Origin of the sequence: Aquimarina agarilytica ZC1, from assembly GCF_000255455.1 — a bacterium.
Taxonomy (GTDB): Bacteria; Bacteroidota; Bacteroidia; order Flavobacteriales; family Flavobacteriaceae; genus Aquimarina; species Aquimarina agarilytica.
This window is the reverse complement of sequence record NZ_JH621258.1, coordinates 10,982-31,283: the sequence shown is the minus strand read 5'-3', so window position 1 is coordinate 31,283 and position 20,302 is coordinate 10,982. Positions and strand designations below refer to the sequence as shown.

The 20,302-nt window shown below is 38.0% G+C and carries 3 protein-coding genes; all 3 read left to right on the top strand.

What is annotated here, in order from left to right; translation table 11 throughout:
• The first annotated feature begins 41 nt into the window (after positions 1–41).
• The 3 genes from KQA_RS20230 (at position 42) to KQA_RS0208855 (ending at position 19,922) form a co-directional block, all read left to right on the top strand.
• Positions 42–809 carry a hypothetical protein gene (locus KQA_RS20230; protein WP_010180228.1) on the top strand — a complete coding sequence of 256 codons (768 nt, stop codon included), beginning with the start codon at positions 42–44 and terminating at the stop codon, positions 807–809.
• Positions 719–7,693 (top strand): lectin-like domain-containing protein, encoded by a 6,975-nt coding sequence (locus KQA_RS0208860; protein WP_157366633.1) that lies wholly within the window; start codon positions 719–721, stop codon positions 7,691–7,693. Before KQA_RS20230 ends, KQA_RS0208860 begins: the two co-directional genes overlap by 91 nt.
• Before the next feature lie 685 nt (positions 7,694–8,378).
• Positions 8,379–19,922 (top strand): beta strand repeat-containing protein, encoded by an 11,544-nt coding sequence (locus KQA_RS0208855; RefSeq protein ID WP_010180223.1) that lies wholly within the window; start codon positions 8,379–8,381, stop codon positions 19,920–19,922.
• Positions 19,923–20,302 lie beyond the last annotated feature (380 nt).

The following is a 20,302-nucleotide window of genomic DNA, read 5'->3' as shown; positions in this document are numbered from 1 at the left end:
ACAGTAAATCAGTGAATTGTATTTTTGTTAATATAATCGTTATGGGGCTAAAATTACATTGTAAAAAAATTAACAGTATTCTTTTAAAAGTTTTTATTTTTTGGTGTTTGCTGTCAACAGGTGCTTTTGCACAATGCGAGTTCGAGTTTTCAGTAACTAGAGACGGCGCAGGCGTATATACGGTGACAGTAACATCGGATGCAGACAGAGGAAGCGCATTTCTCGAAAATTTGGTATCTAGCCAAATAAGTGTAAGCTATCCAGTAACAGCAGGTACCGTTACCAATTTTACAAATCTCGCTTCAGCAGTTTCTTATACGCAAGGAAATACCTTTATACCCAATGGGCAAACCATTAATGAAGTGACAACTTGGGGATATACTTCAGCCAATGTAGCTTTTCCAATGACCGCTGGTGTACCAAATCCGTTATTTTCTTTTGAATTAACAAATACCTGTTCGTCAGGTATAGTAAGTATTCTACCCGAAACGCCTTTAACATTACAAGATGATATGGGAGGCACTTTTACCGTAGGTTTATTTCAAAGTTATGTAGGTAATGGTCCAGGCAATGCAGATGTATGTGTGGGAAGCTCCGTAAGTTGTTTAGACACTGATGGCGATTCAGTAGCAGATATAGATGATTTTGATGATGATAATGATGGAGTATTAGATCGAAACGAATGTATAGGTTTTTTGTCACAAAATACAAATGGTACATGGAAAGGGAGAACTTCTTCAACTGTAACGGTAGATTTTCAGGGTTCAGGTACACAGTCAGCTGCAGTTTTTTTAATGATGGGCAAGTAAACTACAATATAGAAACTAATGGAGGAGAACCTCGGGTAGCAAGATCAGGTGATGTAAATTTCTCCATTGCATTTTCGCCAGCTGTACCTGCAAATGAAATAGCATTTTGGATATTAGATGTAGATCCAACTACCATAGGTCTGCCACCAACGGCAGCTTATACAGTGACAATTAATGGGGGAAATACACCAAACGGTGCATTTCAAAAAGCGCTAGGTGTACTTAACTACAATACTGCTAATGGAGCAATCACACTTAATGGTACGGTAGATAATCAAAATTTGGTTTTTAAGGGACATAGTAATATACTAATTTCTAGTGTTGAAATTAATTCTACTGGGTTTAGTGGAGATTTTATTGCTTATTCATGGTTTGCCTTATCTCCTTGTGATAGCGACAATGATGGGGTAGATAATAATCTAGATTTAGATAGTGATGGCGATGGGTGTCCTGATGCCGTAGAAGGAGGCGGTAGTTTTATCATAGGAAATTTAACAGATGCTAATGGTATAGGAGCTATAGATGGAGGGAATACAGGAGGAGGTTTTAATGGAACAGCTAGCTCTGGTGTTACAACAAACCTAACGGGAAACTATGGAGGAGCATTAGATCCAGTAGCTGCTAATTATGTAGATACACAAGGTCGAGTAACCATTACTACAGCAACAAATACCGCTCCAGGAACCGATGCTACAGTAACTCAAAGCTTAGGAAGTGGTCAAAATGTATATTTAGAAAATTGTACAGATACTGATGGAGATAATATTCCTGATAGTGTAGATTTAGATGATGATAATGACGGAATTTTAGATCATATAGAATGTGGTGATCCTAGTCTCGGAAACTTACCTCTAGATATTTCTAGAGTAGCGATTATTAGTGGTAGTGCCTCTTACGATCCTTTGAATTCAGATACGATAGAGTTAACACCAGATTTAAATAGCCAAGCAGGTACGGCAATGTCTATCACTAGAATAGATTTTACACAAGATTTTACTATAGAGTATGAACTAAATTTTGGAACTAATAATGATACCAATGACGCCGATGGAAATGCAACAGGTATAGGAGCAGGAGGTGCAGATGGAATTACAGTGATATTTCATAACGATCCTAATGGATCAGAAACGGTAGGAGTAGCAGGAGCAGGAATAGGAGCAGCTGGTATTATTAATGGTATAGCCATAGAGTTTGATACTTTTGATAATACGCTTTTTGGAGGAAATGAAAATGCAATAGCAGGCCCTGTAAATTTAAGGTTTGATCATACATCGATTTGGGACACAGATGACGGAGGGCCATTTGTTCAATTACCAGGAACAGGAGTTACTGATTTAGGTGAAATTGAAGATGGTACTTTTTATCCTGTATCAGTCAGTTGGGATGTTTCAACAACAACGTTGACTTGGTCTTTCAATGGTATTGTAGTTGGAACACTAGTTGAAGATGTTCCTACGTTACGATTTGGTGGGGCTACGGCAGCATATTTCGGGTTATCTTCTTCCACTGGCGGTTTGCGTAACAGGCATCAAGTTAGTTTAGAAAGCTTTGCAGGGAATTTAATTTACTGTGATACGGATCAAGATGGATTACCAGATTATTTAGATTTAGATGCTGATGGTGATGGATGCCCAGATGCCAATGAAGGAGATGGGAATTTTTTAGATGATGATGTAGTAACTGCTGGGGGTAGCATACAAGCAGGTAATACGGGAGGAAGTTTTAATGGAACCGCTAGTGGTGTGTTAATAAATTTAGGTAACACGGTAGATGCTAATGGTCAAGTCACCGAAGTGGATGGAAACACAGTACCACCAGTAGATCAAGCAGTCAGTTTCGCTCAGGCTTTGTCTGTAAATACTTGTACGGATACCGACGGAGACGGTATTGCGGATATTGATGATTTAGATGATGATAATGATGGAATTTTAGATGTAGATGAAAAATCAAGTGGTCCTGTAGATTTTACAGGGATAACACAAGTGGTTGCTCCATCAGGAAATCCTTCAACAGATGTGCTTTCTCAAAATAACATTTCCATTTTAGTAACTACCACTTCGGTTGATTTAACAGCCAATCTTAGTCCTAGCGGCAATGGGGCGATCATTTTAGATTCACAGAATTTAGGGGGAATTGATGTATTGAGAACTACCATCAATTCAGGGGATGGAGTGCCACATGAGTTTAGTTTCAATGCGCCCATTTCAAATTTAGAATTTGTAGTATACGATTTAGATAACGATGAAATTGTTGCTTTCGAAGCGAGTTACGGAGGAGTAGAGGTTCCAATTACCTTGGCTAGTAATATCACCTTAGGGGCAAACGTAACAGAATTCAACGGAGCAGGATCAGGTATCTATATAGGTACAGCACTCACCAATAATTTTGATTCCGGAGCCAATCAACGAGTAACTTTAAATCTTGATGGTCCTATTGACACTTTAATTATGACGATAGCAGAAGGCGCAGGTAGCGAGCGTAATTTTGGAATCACCATTGAAACTTTAACGGCTTGTGATGATTTAGATGGTGATGGTATTGACAATACCTTAGATCTCGATAGTGATGGCGATGGTTGTCCTGACGCGGTAGAGGGTGGTGGAAGTTTTACCCAAACCCAATTAGCTGACGCTACAGGTGTAGGAGAAATAAGTGCCAACAATAACAGCGCAGGTGCAGGTACCTTTAGCGGTACGGCAGCTTCGGTTACAAATAACTTAACAGGGAATTATGGAGGATCTACCGATCCGCTTACCGATGGTTTTGTAGATAATGAAGGTCGAGTATTAGAATTTCAAGATGGTACTGCGATACTTTCGGCACCTGTAAGCCAAAGTAATGGATTCTCACAAGATAATAATCAAGAAAGTTGCACGGATACAGACTTAGACGGCGTACCGGATGTAGTCGATATAGACGATGATAATGATGGAATTTTAGATACTGATGAAGCTAATTTTTGCGAAGACGAAGGGTTTTTAGAATTTCCGTTAAGTTATGCCAATTTAGCGGCAAATTCTAATGAAGGTGTTGCGTTACAAAACGCAGCTTGGCAAGCTGATATTATGGATGGAGCAGATCAAATAGGGAGACTGTTTTTTACAGCGTTACAAAATGGGACTCCAGGGTCTTACGGAGCACTTTGTAGTACTTGCGGTAATTTTCCAGTATCATTATTAAATAGTTCAGATGCAGAAACCATTGCTGATGATTTTGGCGGTGGAATTAATAATGTAGTGGTAGGAGCAATATTTGTACCTGGTACCCTTATGTTTGTGGAGTATAAAGCTACGGTGGAAAACACTTCTACTTCTGAACAAACTTTTACACTTTCATATGTGTCTAATGCCTCAGAAATTCCAAACCAAAACCTTGGTATAAATCACAATAAAGCTCCTAGTACCATCGATATAACTTTTGATGATACTATAGTGAGTACTACGGTTACAGATTATAATAATCCTACTTTGTTTGATCCTGTAACTTCATTGCATACTTCTGGTTTTACTGGGGGGGCAGAAACGGTAAGCTTGACAAGTGGTGGTTCATTTACAGTAACCAATGGAATTTCAGGAATTATAGGACAAAGTGGGAATACAGCACAATCAATTGGTTATTCAGTAAATTACACCATAACATTACAGCCTGGGCAGTCTACTGATATTATTGCTAGAGACAGAGGAGCAACCAATGCAGATAATTATGGATTCTTATTATCAAAATTTGTACCCTGCGGATCAGATATAGATACAGATAATGACGGTATTCCAAATAGATTAGATCTGGATAGTGACGGAGACGGTTGTCCAGACTCCGTAGAAGCTGGATTGCCATTGACTAATGGAGATTTAGGAAATGCCGATGTTGAAAATGGAAGCGGAGGAGTAGTTACCTCTACTATTAATGCAGCAAATGCACAACTAGATACCAGTGGTGTTGATACCACCCCACAAGATGGTCTAAATGATAGTGTTGATACAAATGGCGATGGAATACCTGACTATAATTCAACATATGCATTAATTGCGTTGTCAGATACCTTAGACGGTTGTGCTGATTTCGATAATGATGGTGTTGGAGATTTAGTTGATATTGATGATGATAATGATGGTATTGTAGATGCCGAAGAATCTCCAAGTTGTTTCTTTTTAGAAACCGAATGGACAGAGGGTGATCGTACAACTTTGATTACGGTAACTTCCGATATTAATAGTTTTAATACAACATATACTTACGAAAATATGGTAGATGGCGAAACAGCGAATGCTCAAGCCAATCAAGCCCGTTATCAAAATGGGCAAGCCGTTACAGGGAATACTATTATTCAATTTGAATTTGAAAGAGCGGTTAATATCAACGAAATTATTTTCCAGTTACAGTCTACCAGTAGTTTTATGAATACTACGGTGTTTGCTACCCTACAAGGTTCAAACGATGGTACTAATTGGACAGATTTAACGACTAGTTTTGATTACCAAGTAACAGAATCTGATAACGAAGTCAATGTAGTGGTAACTCAAAATGCAGATTTGTATCGTTTTTATCGTTTACAAGGAGATGCTGGTACAACCACTCAAAACGGTATTGTTAATGAAGTTACTTTCAACTTTAACAATTATTTAGCTTCCAAATATTTCAAAGCTACGTGTACCGAAGATTCAGACGATGATGGGCTATTAAATCACTTAGATTTAGATAGCGATGGCGATGGATGTCCAGATTCAGTAGAAGCCAATGTAAGCCCAACCACAGGAAGAGGACAAGGGACCCTAGATAACGGTAGTGGAGGAAGTGTGACCACAACTACGCCTAATGTTGATGATGCGCAATTTACTTTTGTTTCGGACATGACTAACGATAGTAATAGTGATGGTTTATTAGATAGTATTGATGGTGTTACTGTCAATGGGAGTACAGAATATACTTCTACTTTCAATACGTTTGCTTTGGATAGTAATATAGATGCTTGTTTAGATACAGACTTGGATGGGATACCTAATGTTTTTGACATAGATGATGACAATGATGGAATTTTAGATGTAGATGAAGCTGTTGTTTGTCCACAGGAATTACTAGATCCTGATCCTACAAGTGGTAATTATGTGTTGAGTTCTACAGGTTTTGGATTAAATGCACCTCAATTAACTTCGACCACTTCTTGGGCACCTACTTCTGCTAATGCTAATGAATTTGTAGGTATGCTTTTTGGTGGAACACGGAGAATCATTGGAGTAACCACTTCTGGAAGAGGTAATGCCAATCAATATGTAACTAGTTATGAATTAGAAGGGACTAAAGATGGAACAAATTGGATATCCATAGGAACTTTTACAGGAAATACTAATAATTCAGGACAGGTATTTAATATGGTAACAAATACTGATGAGGATTGGACAGGATTACGGATTAACCCTGAGACTTGGGTTGGTTTCCCTTCGATGAGATTCCAGTTTACTTTGGAGAATTCTTGCTCGCAGGATAGTGATAATGATGGAATTATCAACAGTTTAGATTTAGACAGTGATGGCGATGGATGTCCAGATTCGGTAGAAGCGAATGTAAGCCCAACTACAGGAAGAGGACAAGGTACCATTGAAAATGGTAGTGGTGGAAGCGTGACCACAACCACTCCAAATGTAGATGATGCAGTATTTACATTTGTTTCCAATGCTACTACAGATAGCAATGGTGACGGATTATTAGATAGTGTTGATGATAACGGAGGTAGTGGAACATTGGATGGAACACCCGAATATACTTCAGCGTATAACACGTTTGCATTGGATGATACAATTGATGCTTGTTTAGACTCAGATTTAGACGGAATACCTGACGTTTTTGATGTAGATGATGATAATGATGGGATTTTGGATGTGGATGAGTGTAGAATTGTATCAACCCAAGTTGTTGCAGGTACAGGAACTAGAGCTGCTGATATACAATGGGTGGTTTGGGATGACCCATCCATAACTTCTGATGATATTCAAAATGGTGATACGCACTCAGAAACTTTAGCTGATGGAACTATTATCAATTTTACTTTTAACAATATTGTAAAAAGTATTGCAAGTCGAGTGATAGAAGCAAATGATTTTTCAGATATTTTTGTTGGACCACTTGGACAGTTATATGATCCCTCTACGGATAGAGATCGTATTTTCTTTAACGGTACGGGTACTTATATGCTAGACTTGAACATTAGTGCGACACGAAATGGTTCAACAGTTCCAGTTCCTCCTATGATAGTAGGTGATGGTGAGTCAACCAATGGTTCAGGAGAATTTGTGAGAGTTACTACAAATGGTTCTGTTTATACAAGTTTCGAGTCTTATGGAAATGGAGGTGCGCAAACAGGATTAGGAACTGACACTGTAAATTATACGAATACGACAGCTGGAGGGGAAACTTTTATAACAGAAAATGCTACACTATTAAACATTTCAATTAATTCTGGTGGCTTTCAAGGAGTCGCTTTAGGTTTTGATTTATCGAGTATCACAGATTGTATAACAGATACCGATATGGATGGTATCATTAACAGTTTAGATCTAGACAGTGACGGCGACGGTTGTCCTGACGCAGTCGAAGGGGATTTAAGTTTTGAGCAGTCAGATTTAAGCGATGCTTCTACAACTTTATTAAATCAACCTAATAACAATAATAATGATGGTAGCATTTCAACAGGTTATTTAGGAAGCACTACCGAAAGTGTGTTATTTAATTTAGGAACAACTGTAGATACTGATCCTACGTCACCAACGTATGGAGTGCCATTGTCAACTTTGGCAAACACACCCAACACTCAAGGTATAGGGGGTAGCCAAGATGTCAATGATGATACTGCTTGTTGTGATATTGTACCACCAATGATTGCGCCGAATTAATACGATTTATTAATAAAAAATTAGCATATATATCGTTTCTTTTTCTATTATTCTTGTGTTAAATAAGTAGCTGAGGTTATACTTTTTCTTCCAAGTATCAACAGGTTTATCACTGTCGTGTTAACCTGCCTTAACCTAATGAAAAATAAATCAACCTATTTATACGAAACCCTAACAAGCAAATTGAATAATATAAAAATTTATGAAATACTATTTTTTATAATAGCTTCTTAAAATTAACAAAAAATGATTACTGATAAAATTATAAAAAAAATAGAGTCTCATTTTTTAGGTGTAACAACGTAATGATCTTATATGCTAATTAAATAAAAAACCTTAGTCTAATATTTGTGTATTTTGTCGATTTTTTTTATGTTTTATCTTATTTAAAGTTGTTTTTGTTTAAAATTTAATTATTTGTAAATCAACAAGTTGAAAAATACATAAAAAGTTATTAACTTGGTTGTCAGTAATTTACTTTTTTAATATATGTAGCACTTTTACTTTTATGTTTTTTTTAACTTAATATTATTTATTGAATTTGAAATAAATAGAAATCATGGTTTTCTTTTAATGAAAGCGATATGCTTTATTATTTGAAATTTAATGGTTAACTGTAATTAAAAAGTTAAGGATTTTAAAGTAATCATGTTTTATATGTTTTAAAGCGATTAAGTTTTAAACAATGGGGCAAGTTAATAATAGGATCAGTTTCAAAAGAATATTAGGAGTAACTATTTGGTTGCTTTTTTTTAATGTATTATCTGTTTTTTCGCAGTGTGGCACAATAACATTAAGTCCAGGTAATTGGGGATATACAGGAGGATGGTCTGTAGGAAATCCAAGTACAAACTTTAATGATAATGCCAGTGGAGATTTATTAACTACTAATATTAACATGCCCACAGGTGTCGATGAAATTCGATTTAATTTTCGAATTGGGACAGGAGACTTTAATGGAGCTCAAGGGAGAACAGGGCAGTTAATCATGAGCTTTGGGGGAACGACTTACACCATCTGGAATAACCCGTCTAGTGGGATAACAGTAACCACTCAACTCTTCGGCGGCGCTCAGATTGTCGCAGGGCCCTCCTCTTGGAATCATGGAAATACCCCTTTTGCATTAACAAATGTTTCTATTCGCATTCCTTGGAATAGACCAGGGGGAAGTTACCAGTTACGCTTTGTATCGAATTCACCAGGGGATGATTGGGGGGTAGCTACGAGTATTACTTATCAAGTACCTTGTGTACTTACTGGCCCAGCGGGTGCTGTTTTTAACGACAATGGCTTTTTAGGGGGAGTTAAAGGGAACTGTACCGAAGATGGACAAGAATCTTCGGTAGGTATTCCAACTACAATGTTTGTGAAATTAATACCTAATGGAGGGTCAGCAGCCACAATTGCCAGTCAAGTATTAGCTAACGGTAGTTTTAGTTTGCTATTACCCAGTAATTCAACTGCCACATACACTGTTATTTTAGATGATAATAATACCCTTAGTGATATTACACCAACGTTACCAACGAATTGGACTGGGATTGCTACCTGGACAGGTACAGTAACCCCCAGTAATGGGAATACAACACCGCCCATATCATTTTGTATTTATGATGGTCGCACCGATACGGATAATGATGGTATTGTAGATGCAGAAGATGTAGATGACGATAATGATGGGATACTAGATACGGTAGAAGGAACTACAGATTTTGACACTGATTTAATTCCAAATAGTTTGGATATAGATGCGGATAATGATGGTATACCCGATTACATAGAAGCACAAGATCCTAATCTAATTATAGGGCCAGCCTTAGTGGATGACAACTTCGATGGGTTATATGATGTGTGGGATCCTGGTTTAACCCCTTTAAATTCTGATACAGACCCTGATCCTAATTATTTGGATTTAGATAGTGACGGAGATGGGTGTCCAGATGCCTATGAGGCAAATGTTACAGGGGCAATAGTATCGACAATGACCGTAGGAACTTCATTAAATGTGGGGGCAAATGGTTTAGCGGATAGTGTAGAATCACCAAGCGATAGTGGTTTGATTAATTATACTTTTTCTGATGTGGCTTATAACGCTTTTAATAGTCGTTGTACCGTAATCGATTCGGATACCGATGGAGAGCCAGACTTAACAGATATTGATGACGATAATGATGGAGTATTAGATGCTACGGAGTCACCAAATTGTTTTTTAAGTTTAGATGAATTTACTTCGATAGCCAATGTGTTTTCTAGTTTAACGAGTCCAGATAATGTAAGTGTACTTACGGACGAGATCAGTTCTTTTACCTATAATTTCAATAGCGGTCAACCCTTAGCAGGGGCTAATATTTTTACGATAGTTTTTCCAGATCAAGTAGAATTAACAGAATTATTATTAGATAGTAATGGTTCCTACGGAACAGGAGGAACTGCCATTATGCAAGGTTCTGTAAATGGAGTCAATTGGGTAGATTTAACTTCTACAGCAGTATCGATTGCTACCAATGCCGATAAAATATTTACCGTAGACCAAAATGCAGGGAGTTACAAATACTTTAGAATACTTGGAGTAGCTACAGCGAATACCACTACAGGAAATACCGCGGAAGTTATTCCGACGATCAATGTTGCCAATTATAATGCCAGTGAACATCCTAAAAATACTTGTACGGATAACACCGATGGAGATGCATTTGTGAATCATCTGGATCCCGATAGCGATGGAGATGGTTGTGGTGATGGTTACGAAGCAGGAGCTACAACAGATCAATCCGCTACTTTTGCTTTTACGAATACGACTATTAATGGAGAAGATACCAATGGAAATGGACTAGCAGATACGGTAGAAGATGCTGTGAATGATGGGCAAATTAATTATGCTTCTACATATTTTAGATTCGCAACCTCAGCAGCATTAAATTTATGTGCCGATAGTGATAATGATGATGTAGGCGATTTAGTAGATATTGATGATGATAATGATGGTATTCCAGATGCCCTTGAAAGTCCAAATTGTTTCTTAACAGAAGAAGAGGCCATACAAATTTCAGGAATCACAACTCCATTTGATATTCAACCAGGGGAAGATACGAGTCTCTTATTTGATGGAGCCACAACGGCAACATTTAACTTTGTAAATGCCCAAACGATAAATATTGGGGATGTATTATTTACGATACAATTTCCAACCCCAGTTGATTTAGGAACGTTGACGGTACTAAATCGTTTTGCCAATGGAACTTATCAATTAGAAGCGTCAAAAGATGGGGTGAATTACCAAGAAGTAACCACAACGGCTGTAACAGGGAGTATAAACAATGCAAGAGTGTTTACTATCGACCAGAATATAGATACGTATTCATTTTATAGCATAGTTGCAGAAACCGCAGGTTCTACAAATTCAGGATATATCATTCAAGAAATACAAACTACTAAAGGGGCATTGTCTTATGACCCTAGCTTGAATCCAAAACAAGTGTGTACCGACGATATTGACAGTGATGGTATTTATAATCATTTAGATCTAGATAGTGATGGTGATGGTTGTCCAGATGCAGAAGAAGGTGGTGTGTTAAATATTACGGGGTTAACCACAGGAGACTTAGTAAATACAGGTGGTACAACGGCAGGCGTAGCGAATTCGAGGTTTGTATTTGTGAGTCCAGCTAACGATAATAATGGAGATGGATTATTTGATGGAGCTGATGGTAGTACCATAGATGGAAGTCCAGAGTATACCAATACTTATTATCTGGCAGCCTCTGCCGTTTTAGATGCCTGTGCAGATTTAGATAATGATGGGGTTGGTGATTTAGTAGATATCGATGATGATAATGATGGAATTTTAGATACCGTAGAATTAGGTTGCGGGGTTGGAATTTCAAGCAATACGGCTCAAACCAATACCGCCAATGCACAGAGTGTTGCTGGGCAAATTACTAACGGAAGTGCGGTTGCAGATTATACAATTGACTTTACGGATGTGAATGTAGCATTTTCTGCTGCGAGTGTGATTGTTGGTGATGGCGTACATTATTTATTAAATGATAATGATGCCGATGGAGATTTTGGAGAAATCATTGCAATAACGGCAACGGGTACTAGCGTATTAAATACAGTGACGTACGGACCTCAAACCAATAACAATCCAGTTACAGCGACAAGTAGAGATAATGATGCGCAAAGCATTTTATTAAATTGGGTACCCGCAGTGGTTGCCACAGTGGTAGATCCCGATAATCAATTAGATGTTGCTGATGGTATAGAAATTACTTCGGGAACTACCATAAATCAAACAGCAGATCAATTTGACGGGGCGGCTACTTGGAGGATTGAATTTAATGTGAATTTGTTGGCGAGTTTTAATCTTACAGCGACTCATGATCATGCTACAGCAAACGCAATAGGTACGGAGTCTTATGGATTTAATGCCAGTGTTTGTGAACTAATCAATACCGATAGTGCGAATGATGCCATTCCAGATTACTTAGATGTAGATAGCGATAACGATGGCTGTAGTGATGCCAAAGAAGCGAATGCAACTTCATCGACTACAGCAAATTTTCAGTTTACCAATACCTTGCTGAATGGAGAAGACGCTAATGGAAATGGTTTAGCAGATATCGTCGAACAGGCTGCGCCAAATGACGGAGAAGTAAGTTATGCCCCTACTTATTATTTAGTTACCGATGCTACACAAGACGGGTGTACGGCACCAGATTTTGATAATGATGGTGTGCCAGATTTAGTGGATTTAGATGATGATAATGATGGTATTTTAGATGTAGTAGAATTAGGTTGTGATTTCCAAACTACAGCCGCAAATAATGCTCCTGTAACTATTGTAGGTTCACAAGAAGTGAGTGGGGTATTTACAGATGGAGGGGCAAATGCGGGTTATGTGATTGATCTTTCGGATGCTAGTGTTGCCCTAACGACAGCTGATCAGTTTGATGGTCAAGGAGTATCTTATTTATGGAATGATGGCACTCAGAATTTTAGTAGTACGATTACGGTAACTCCAGGGGCCAACAGCTTTGTAAATGTAGTGCGTTGGGGACCCGATTTGTTAGAAGTTAATGATGCCCAATACGATAACAATTCACAGACGATTGAGGTAAGCTGGACTCCAGCAGTTTTAGGATATGTTCGAGATCCAGATAATCAATTAAGTATTGCCGATGGTACACAAATTTTTTCAGGAGACAGTATTTTACAATTATTAGATCATGTAAATGGAACTGGAACTTGGTATCTAGAATTTCCTATCAATTCTACTATGAGCGTATTTACCTTAACTACGGATCACACGGATACCGCAAACTTTGGTCAAGATGGATATTCGTTAGTGGTAGAATTGTGCGAAGACCCAGATATCGATGGTGATGGGATAGCACCACACTTAGATTTAGATAGTGACGGCGATGGTTGTCCCGATGCGGAAGAAGGAGGAGTGTTGAATATTACAGGTTTAACCACAGGCGATTTAGTAAATAGTGGAGGAACGACCACTGGAGTTGCGAATTCTAGATTTGTATTTACAGCACCTACCAATGATGTTAACAGAGATGGATTGTTTGATGGTGCCGATGGAGCAACGATTGATAGTACTCCAGAATATACGAATACGTATTATTTAGCACAGTCAGCCGTTTTAGATGCCTGTGCAGATTTTGATAATGATGGTGTAGGAGATTTAGTAGATCTTGATGATGATAATGATGGTATTTTAGATACGGTAGAATTAGGTTGTGGTTTTGGGATCTCTAACAATACAGCACAAACCAATACGGCTAATGCACAAAGTGTTGCTGGTCAATTTACAAACGGAAGTGCAGTTGCAGATTATACGGTAAACTTTACAGATGTGAATGTGGCCTTTGGAGGAACCAGTGTAATTGTTGGAGACGGAGTGCATTACTTATTGAATGACAATGATGCAGATGGAGATTTTAGTGAAGATATCACTATTACTACTTCAGGAACGAGTGTTTTAAATACAGTTACTTACGGAGCTCAAACGAATAATAACCCAGTTACAGCCACGAGTAGAGATAACGATCAACAAACGATTTTATTGAATTGGATACCTGCAGTAGTAGCCACTGTAATCGATCCCGATAATCAATTAGATATAGCTGATGGAATGGAAATTACCTCGGGGACTACCATTACCCAAACGGCAGATCAATTTGACGGAGCAGCTACTTGGAGAATAGAATTTAATGTGAATTTGTTGACGAGTTTTAATCTTACAGCGGCTCATGATCATGCTACAGCAAACGCAATAGGTACGGAGTCTTATGGATTTAATGCCAGTGTTTGTGAACTAATCAATACCGATAGTGCGAATGATGCCATTCCAGATTACTTAGATGTAGATAGCGATAACGATGGCTGTAGTGATGCCAAAGAAGCGAATGCAACTTCATCGACTACAGCAAATTTTCAATTTACAAACACCTTAGTTAATGGAGAAGATACTAACGGGAATGGTTTAGCAGATATCGTCGAACAGGCTGCGCCAAATGACGGAGAAGTAAGTTATGCCCCTACTTATTATTTAGTTACCGATGCTACACAAGACGGGTGTACGGCACCAGATTTTGATAATGATGGTGTGCCAGATTTAGTGGATTTAGATGATGATAACGATGGTATTTTAGATGTAGTAGAATTAGGTTGTGATTTCCAAACTACAGCCGCAAATAATGCTCCTGTAACCACTATAGGTTCACAAGAAGTGAGTGGGGCATTTACAGATGGAGGGGCAAATGCGGGTTATGTGATTGATCTTTCGGATGCAAGCTTAGCATTAACAACAGCTGATCAGTTTGATGGTCAAGGTGTATCTTATTTATGGAATGATGGGGCTATGAATTTTAGCAGTACCATTACGGTAACTCCGGCAGCAAATAGCTTTGTTAATGTAATACGTTGGGGGCCAGATTTGTTAGAAGTTAATGATGCCCAATACGATAACAATTCACAGACGATTGAGGTAAGCTGGACTCCAGCAGTTTTAGGATATGTTCGAGATCCAGATAATCAATTAAGTATTGCAGATGGTACACAAATTTTTTCAGGAGACAGTATTGTACAATTATTAGATCATGTAAATGGAACTGGAACTTGGTATCTAGAATTTCCTATCAATTCTACTATGAGCGTATTTACCTTAACTACGGATCACACAGATACCGCAAACTTCGGTCAAGACGGATATTCGTTAGTGGTAGAATTGTGTGAAGACCCAGATATCGATGGTGATGGGATAGCACCACATTTAGATTTAGATAGCGATGGAGATGGTTGTCCTGATGCAGAAGAGGGAGGCGTATTAGGAATCGCTGGTCTTACTACAGGAGACTTAGTAAATAGCGGTGGAACAACCACAGGAGTTGCCAATGCACGATTTGTGTTTACAGCACCCACCAATGATATCAATAGAGATGGATTATTTGATGGAGCAGACGGTGCAACTATAGATAGTTCCCCAGAATATACGAATACTTATTATTTAGCACAATCATCTAGTTTAGATGCCTGTGCGGATTCTGATACCGATGGTGTTGGCGATCTAATAGATCTTGATGATGATAACGATGGGGTGTTAGATACGGTAGAATTAGGCTGTGGTTTTGGAACTTCAAGTAACACCGCACAAACGAATACAGCAAATGCTCAAAGTGTAACAGGTCAATTTACGAATGGAAGTGCGGTTGCAGATTATACAATTGACTTTACGGATGTGAATGTAGCATTTTCTGCTGCGAGTGTGATTGTTGGTGATGGCGTACATTATTTATTAAATGATAATGATGCCGATGGAGATTTTGGAGAAATCATTGCAATAACGACAACGGGTACTAGCGTATTAAATACAGTGACGTACGGACCTCAAACCAATAACAATCCAGTTACAGCGACGAGTAGAGATAATGATGCGCAAAGCATTTTATTAAATTGGGTACCCGCAGTGGTTGCCACAGTGGTAGATCCCGATAATCAATTAGATGTTGCAGATGGTACAGAAATCACTTCGGGAACTACGATTTCACAAATAGCAGATCAATTTGACGGGGCGGCTACTTGGAGAATAGAATTTAATGTGAATTTATTAACCAGTTTCAATTTGACAACGTCTCATGATCATGCTACGGCTAATGCTATTGGCTTAGAATCCTATGGATTTAATGCCAGTGTTTGTTCCCTATTAGATACCGATAATGATGGTATTGTAAATAGTTTGGATTTAGATAGTGACGGAGATGGTTGTCCAGATGCTGTGGAAGCAGGAGTACCCTTAGGAAATGCAGATTTAGTTTCTGCTTTAGTTACTAATGGAAATGGTACAGACGCTACAGCAAACACGACTACAACTATAATCAATGCACAATTAGATACCACAGGTACCGATTCAGCTCCTGAAGATGGATTAAACGATAGTGTAGATACTAATGGTGATGGAATACCCGATTATACTTCAACCTACAGTTTAATTGCCCTATCAGATACCCTAGATGGTTGTGCTGATTCCGATAACGATGGCATTGGGGACTTAGTGGATATTGATGATGATAATGACGGTATAGTAGATGCAGAAGAATCACCTAGCTGTTTCTTTGCAGAAACGGAGTGGACCGCAGGAGATCGTACCTCGTTAATTACTGTAACCTCTGATTTGACGATGATCAATGCTTCATACACATTGGATAATGTAGTCGATGGAGCTACAGCGAATGTGGCTGTGGATCAAGCACGTTTTACTAATGTACTTCCTGTTACGGGAAATACGATTATGCAGTTTGAGTTTATCAATGCTATCGAGTTAAATGAGATTATTTTCCAATTACAAAACTCGAATAGTTTCTTGTTAAATGGGGTAAGTGCCACCGTGCAAGGTTCTAATGACGGAACGAATTGGACAGATTTATCGGTAAGTACAGCTTATGGTCAAGCAGAAGCAGATTTAGAAGTGAATGTGGTAATTACTCAAAATGTAGGATTGTATCGTTTTTATAGATTACAAGGAGATGCAGGAAGTACTTGGAGTAATGGATTTATCAATGAGGTGACTTTTAATTTAACGAATTATGTAGCCTCTAAATATTTTAAAGCAACATGTACTGAAGACTTAGATGATGATGGAGTTTTAAATCATTTAGATTTAGACAGTGATGGAGATGATTGTCCAGATGCAGTCGAAGCAAATGTAAGTCCAATAGTAGGTCTGGGACAAGGAACAATTGAAAATGGTACAGGTGGAGCAGTAACCACAACAACACCAAATATAGATGATGCTCAATTTAGTTTTGATCAAACTACAAATGGAGGAAATGATGATACGAATGATGATGGGTTACGGGATAGTTTAGATAGTAATTCGGGAGCTACGTTACCTTTAAACGGGACAACAGAATATAGTTCTACTTATAATGAAAATGCTTTAGATGCAACTAGAAACGGATGTATTGATACAGATAATGATGGCATCGGAGATTTAGTAGATATTGATGATGATAATGATGGGATTTTGGACGTAGATGAACGCGTTCTTTGTGCAGAAGAATTGTTAGATCCAGATCCTGCTAGTGGAGATTATGTGAACAGTGGGAATTTCGGTGGCTTGAATGCACCCCAGCTAACTTCTGGAACAAGTTGGTCAGGAGTAAATAATACGGATACGAATCAATTTGTTGGAATGTTATTTGGTGGAGCACGACGAATTATAGGAGTGACTACAGCAGGGCGAGGTAATGCAGGACAATGGGTGACGAGTTATCAATTAGAAGGAACTAAAGATGGAACTAGTTGGGTTTCTATAGGTACTTTTACTGCCAATACAAATAATACTACTCAAGTATTTAATACCGTAAGTAATTCAGATGAAGATTGGATAGGGTTACGCATTAACCCCTTGACATGGAGTTCTTTTCCTTCGTTAAGATTCCAGTTTACTTTAGAAATACCTTGTTCACAGGATAGTGATGATGATGGAATTATCAATAGTCTAGATTTGGATAGTGATGGAGATGGCTGTCCAGATGCTGTAGAAGCTGGAGTAGCACCTACGACGGGTATTGGAAATGGAGATGTTGAAAATGGGACAGGAGGAGCAGTAACTTCTACAACTAGTATCGCGGATGCTTTCTTTAGCTTTACACAAGATGCCGGAAACAGTGATCCTGATACCAATAATGATGGATTGATTGATACTGTTGATAATAATGGAGGAAGTGGAAGTTTAGATGGTGTTCCTGAATATACTTCTACATATAACAATTTTGCATTGTCAGAGGTGTTAAATGCATGTTCTGATACAGATAATGATGATATACCTGATTTATTCGATGTAGATGCGGACAATGATGGGATTATCAATAGTGATGAGTCTCCGACATGTTTTATTCCTGAGACCGTTTGGACTACAGGAGATCGTACAGCTGATATTACAGTGACCTCTGATTTAACTATGATTAATGCTTCTTATGCATTAGATAATACTGTAGACGGAGAGACAGCCAATGTAGCGGTGAATCAAGCACGTTTTACTAATGTATTACCGGTTACGGGAAATACAATTATGCAATTTGAGTTTACTAATGGTTTAGATATTAGTGAAATTATTTTCCAATTGCTGAATTCAAATAGTTTCTTGTTAAATGGAGTGAGTGCTACAGTACAAGGTTCGAATGACGGTAATAATTGGACAGATCTATCCTTAAGTACGGCCTATGGTCAAGCAGAAGCAGATTTGGAAGTAAATGTTGCGATTACTCAAAATTCAGGATCGTATCGTTTTTATAGATTACAAGGAGATGCAGGAAGTACTTGGAGTAATGGGTTTATCAACGAAGTAACTTTTACCTTGAATAATTACCAAGCTTCATTGTACCCACGAACTACGTGTACTGAAGATTTAGATGGAGACGGAATTTTGGATCATTTGGATTTAGATAGTGATGGAGATGGATGCCCAGATGCGGTAGAAGCAGGAGTCGCTCCAACTACAGGTATTGGAAATGGGGATGTGATCAATGGAGATGGAGTGACAAATACTACGACTAGCACGGCTGATGCACAGTTTGGATTTACATCTAATGCGACGAATGATAGTAATGGTGACGGATTATTAGATAGTATAGACGATAACGGGGGTACAGGAACTCTAGATGGAACACCCGAATATACATCAACATATACCACTTTTGCATCAGATAGTACTGTTAATGCTTGTTTAGATTCTGATGGTGATTTAATTGCCGATGTTTTTGATGTGGATGATGATAATGATGGGATTTTGGATATAAGTGAAGATATATGTGGAACGGCATACGAGCAATTCTATGATGTAGATGGAGGTGCTACTTTTCCAGGGACGGTTAGGTCTGATAATTCAAATGGAGATCTTAGTGCTCTTTCTGCTTTTAGTGCGGGAAGTGGTTTAACACTATCAATTAGTGGTCCATCAAATGATAATCAATGGAATTTTTCAGGACTTTCTGCCATTACACTTGCAGAAGCGATTACTAATAATGAGTATGTAGAATTCACGTTTACCTCGACAGTGTTGCAAAAAATTATTAGTTGGGGAACATTTTCTCAAATTAACGGAACAGATATTATTGAAAATGGAGCATTACTGATTGATACAGATGCTGCTTTTACAACTTTTACTATTTTAAGTAATATTGAAGGTATTACTTCAGGATTGGGAGTAGTAGTGGATTATGATATTATTCCTGATTTCGTGTTACAACCGAATCAAAACTACGTTATGAGGTTTTACCCTTACGGAGTTGGAGGAGGAAGTGGAGATTTAGATGCACTCATTCTAGATTTTGAATGTTTATCAGATACTGACAATGATGGAATCATAAACAGTCTAGACCTAGACAGCGACGGAGATGGATGTCCCGATGCCGTAGAAGGGGATTTAAGTTTTGCGCAAACCGATTTAAGTGATGCTTCAGCGACTTTATTAAATCAACCCAATAACAATAATAATGATGGTAGCATTTCAACAGGTTATCTAGGAAGCACTACCGAAAGTGTGTTATTTAATTTAGGAACTACCGTAGATACAGATCCTACATCTCCAACTTACGGAGTACCCTTGTCAACGCTGGCAAATACTCCAAATACGCAGAGCATAGGGGATAGTCAAGATGTAAATACAGATAGTGGTTGTTGTGATATTATACCACCTACAATTGCTCCAAATTAATTTGAGTATGCTCTAAAATGAGTTGTTCTTAAATCAATTTAAAGTCTCATACGATTTACTGATAAGAATTTCGTGTTAATAGGTTGATTTATTTCTCACTAGTCTAATGTAGGGCAACATGATAGTGATGAGTCAGTTGGTGCTTGGAGGAAAAAAAAATATAGTCTTAGCTAGGGGTTGCTTTTTTAATGCAAGAATAGTAGAGAAAGAAACCACAGTTATGCGAAATTTTTGTTAGCAAATCGTATTGCAAGTAAGCTAAATAGGATATCATCTTATTTGTAATGAATGAATAAGAAACCATAATATTTTGTCTTTTATAGAAAATTTAACCTAGTTACAGAGTGACAACTAACAGGCTATATATAAAATTGAAAAAA

Coding starts and splice junctions, on each gene's coding strand:
- KQA_RS20230 (WP_010180228.1), top strand. CDS start 42: ATGGGGCTAAAATTACATTGTAAAAAAATTAACAGTATTCTTTTAAAA.
- KQA_RS0208860 (WP_157366633.1), top strand. CDS start 719: ATGGAAAGGGAGAACTTCTTCAACTGTAACGGTAGATTTTCAGGGTTC.
- KQA_RS0208855 (WP_010180223.1), top strand. CDS start 8,379: ATGGGGCAAGTTAATAATAGGATCAGTTTCAAAAGAATATTAGGAGTA.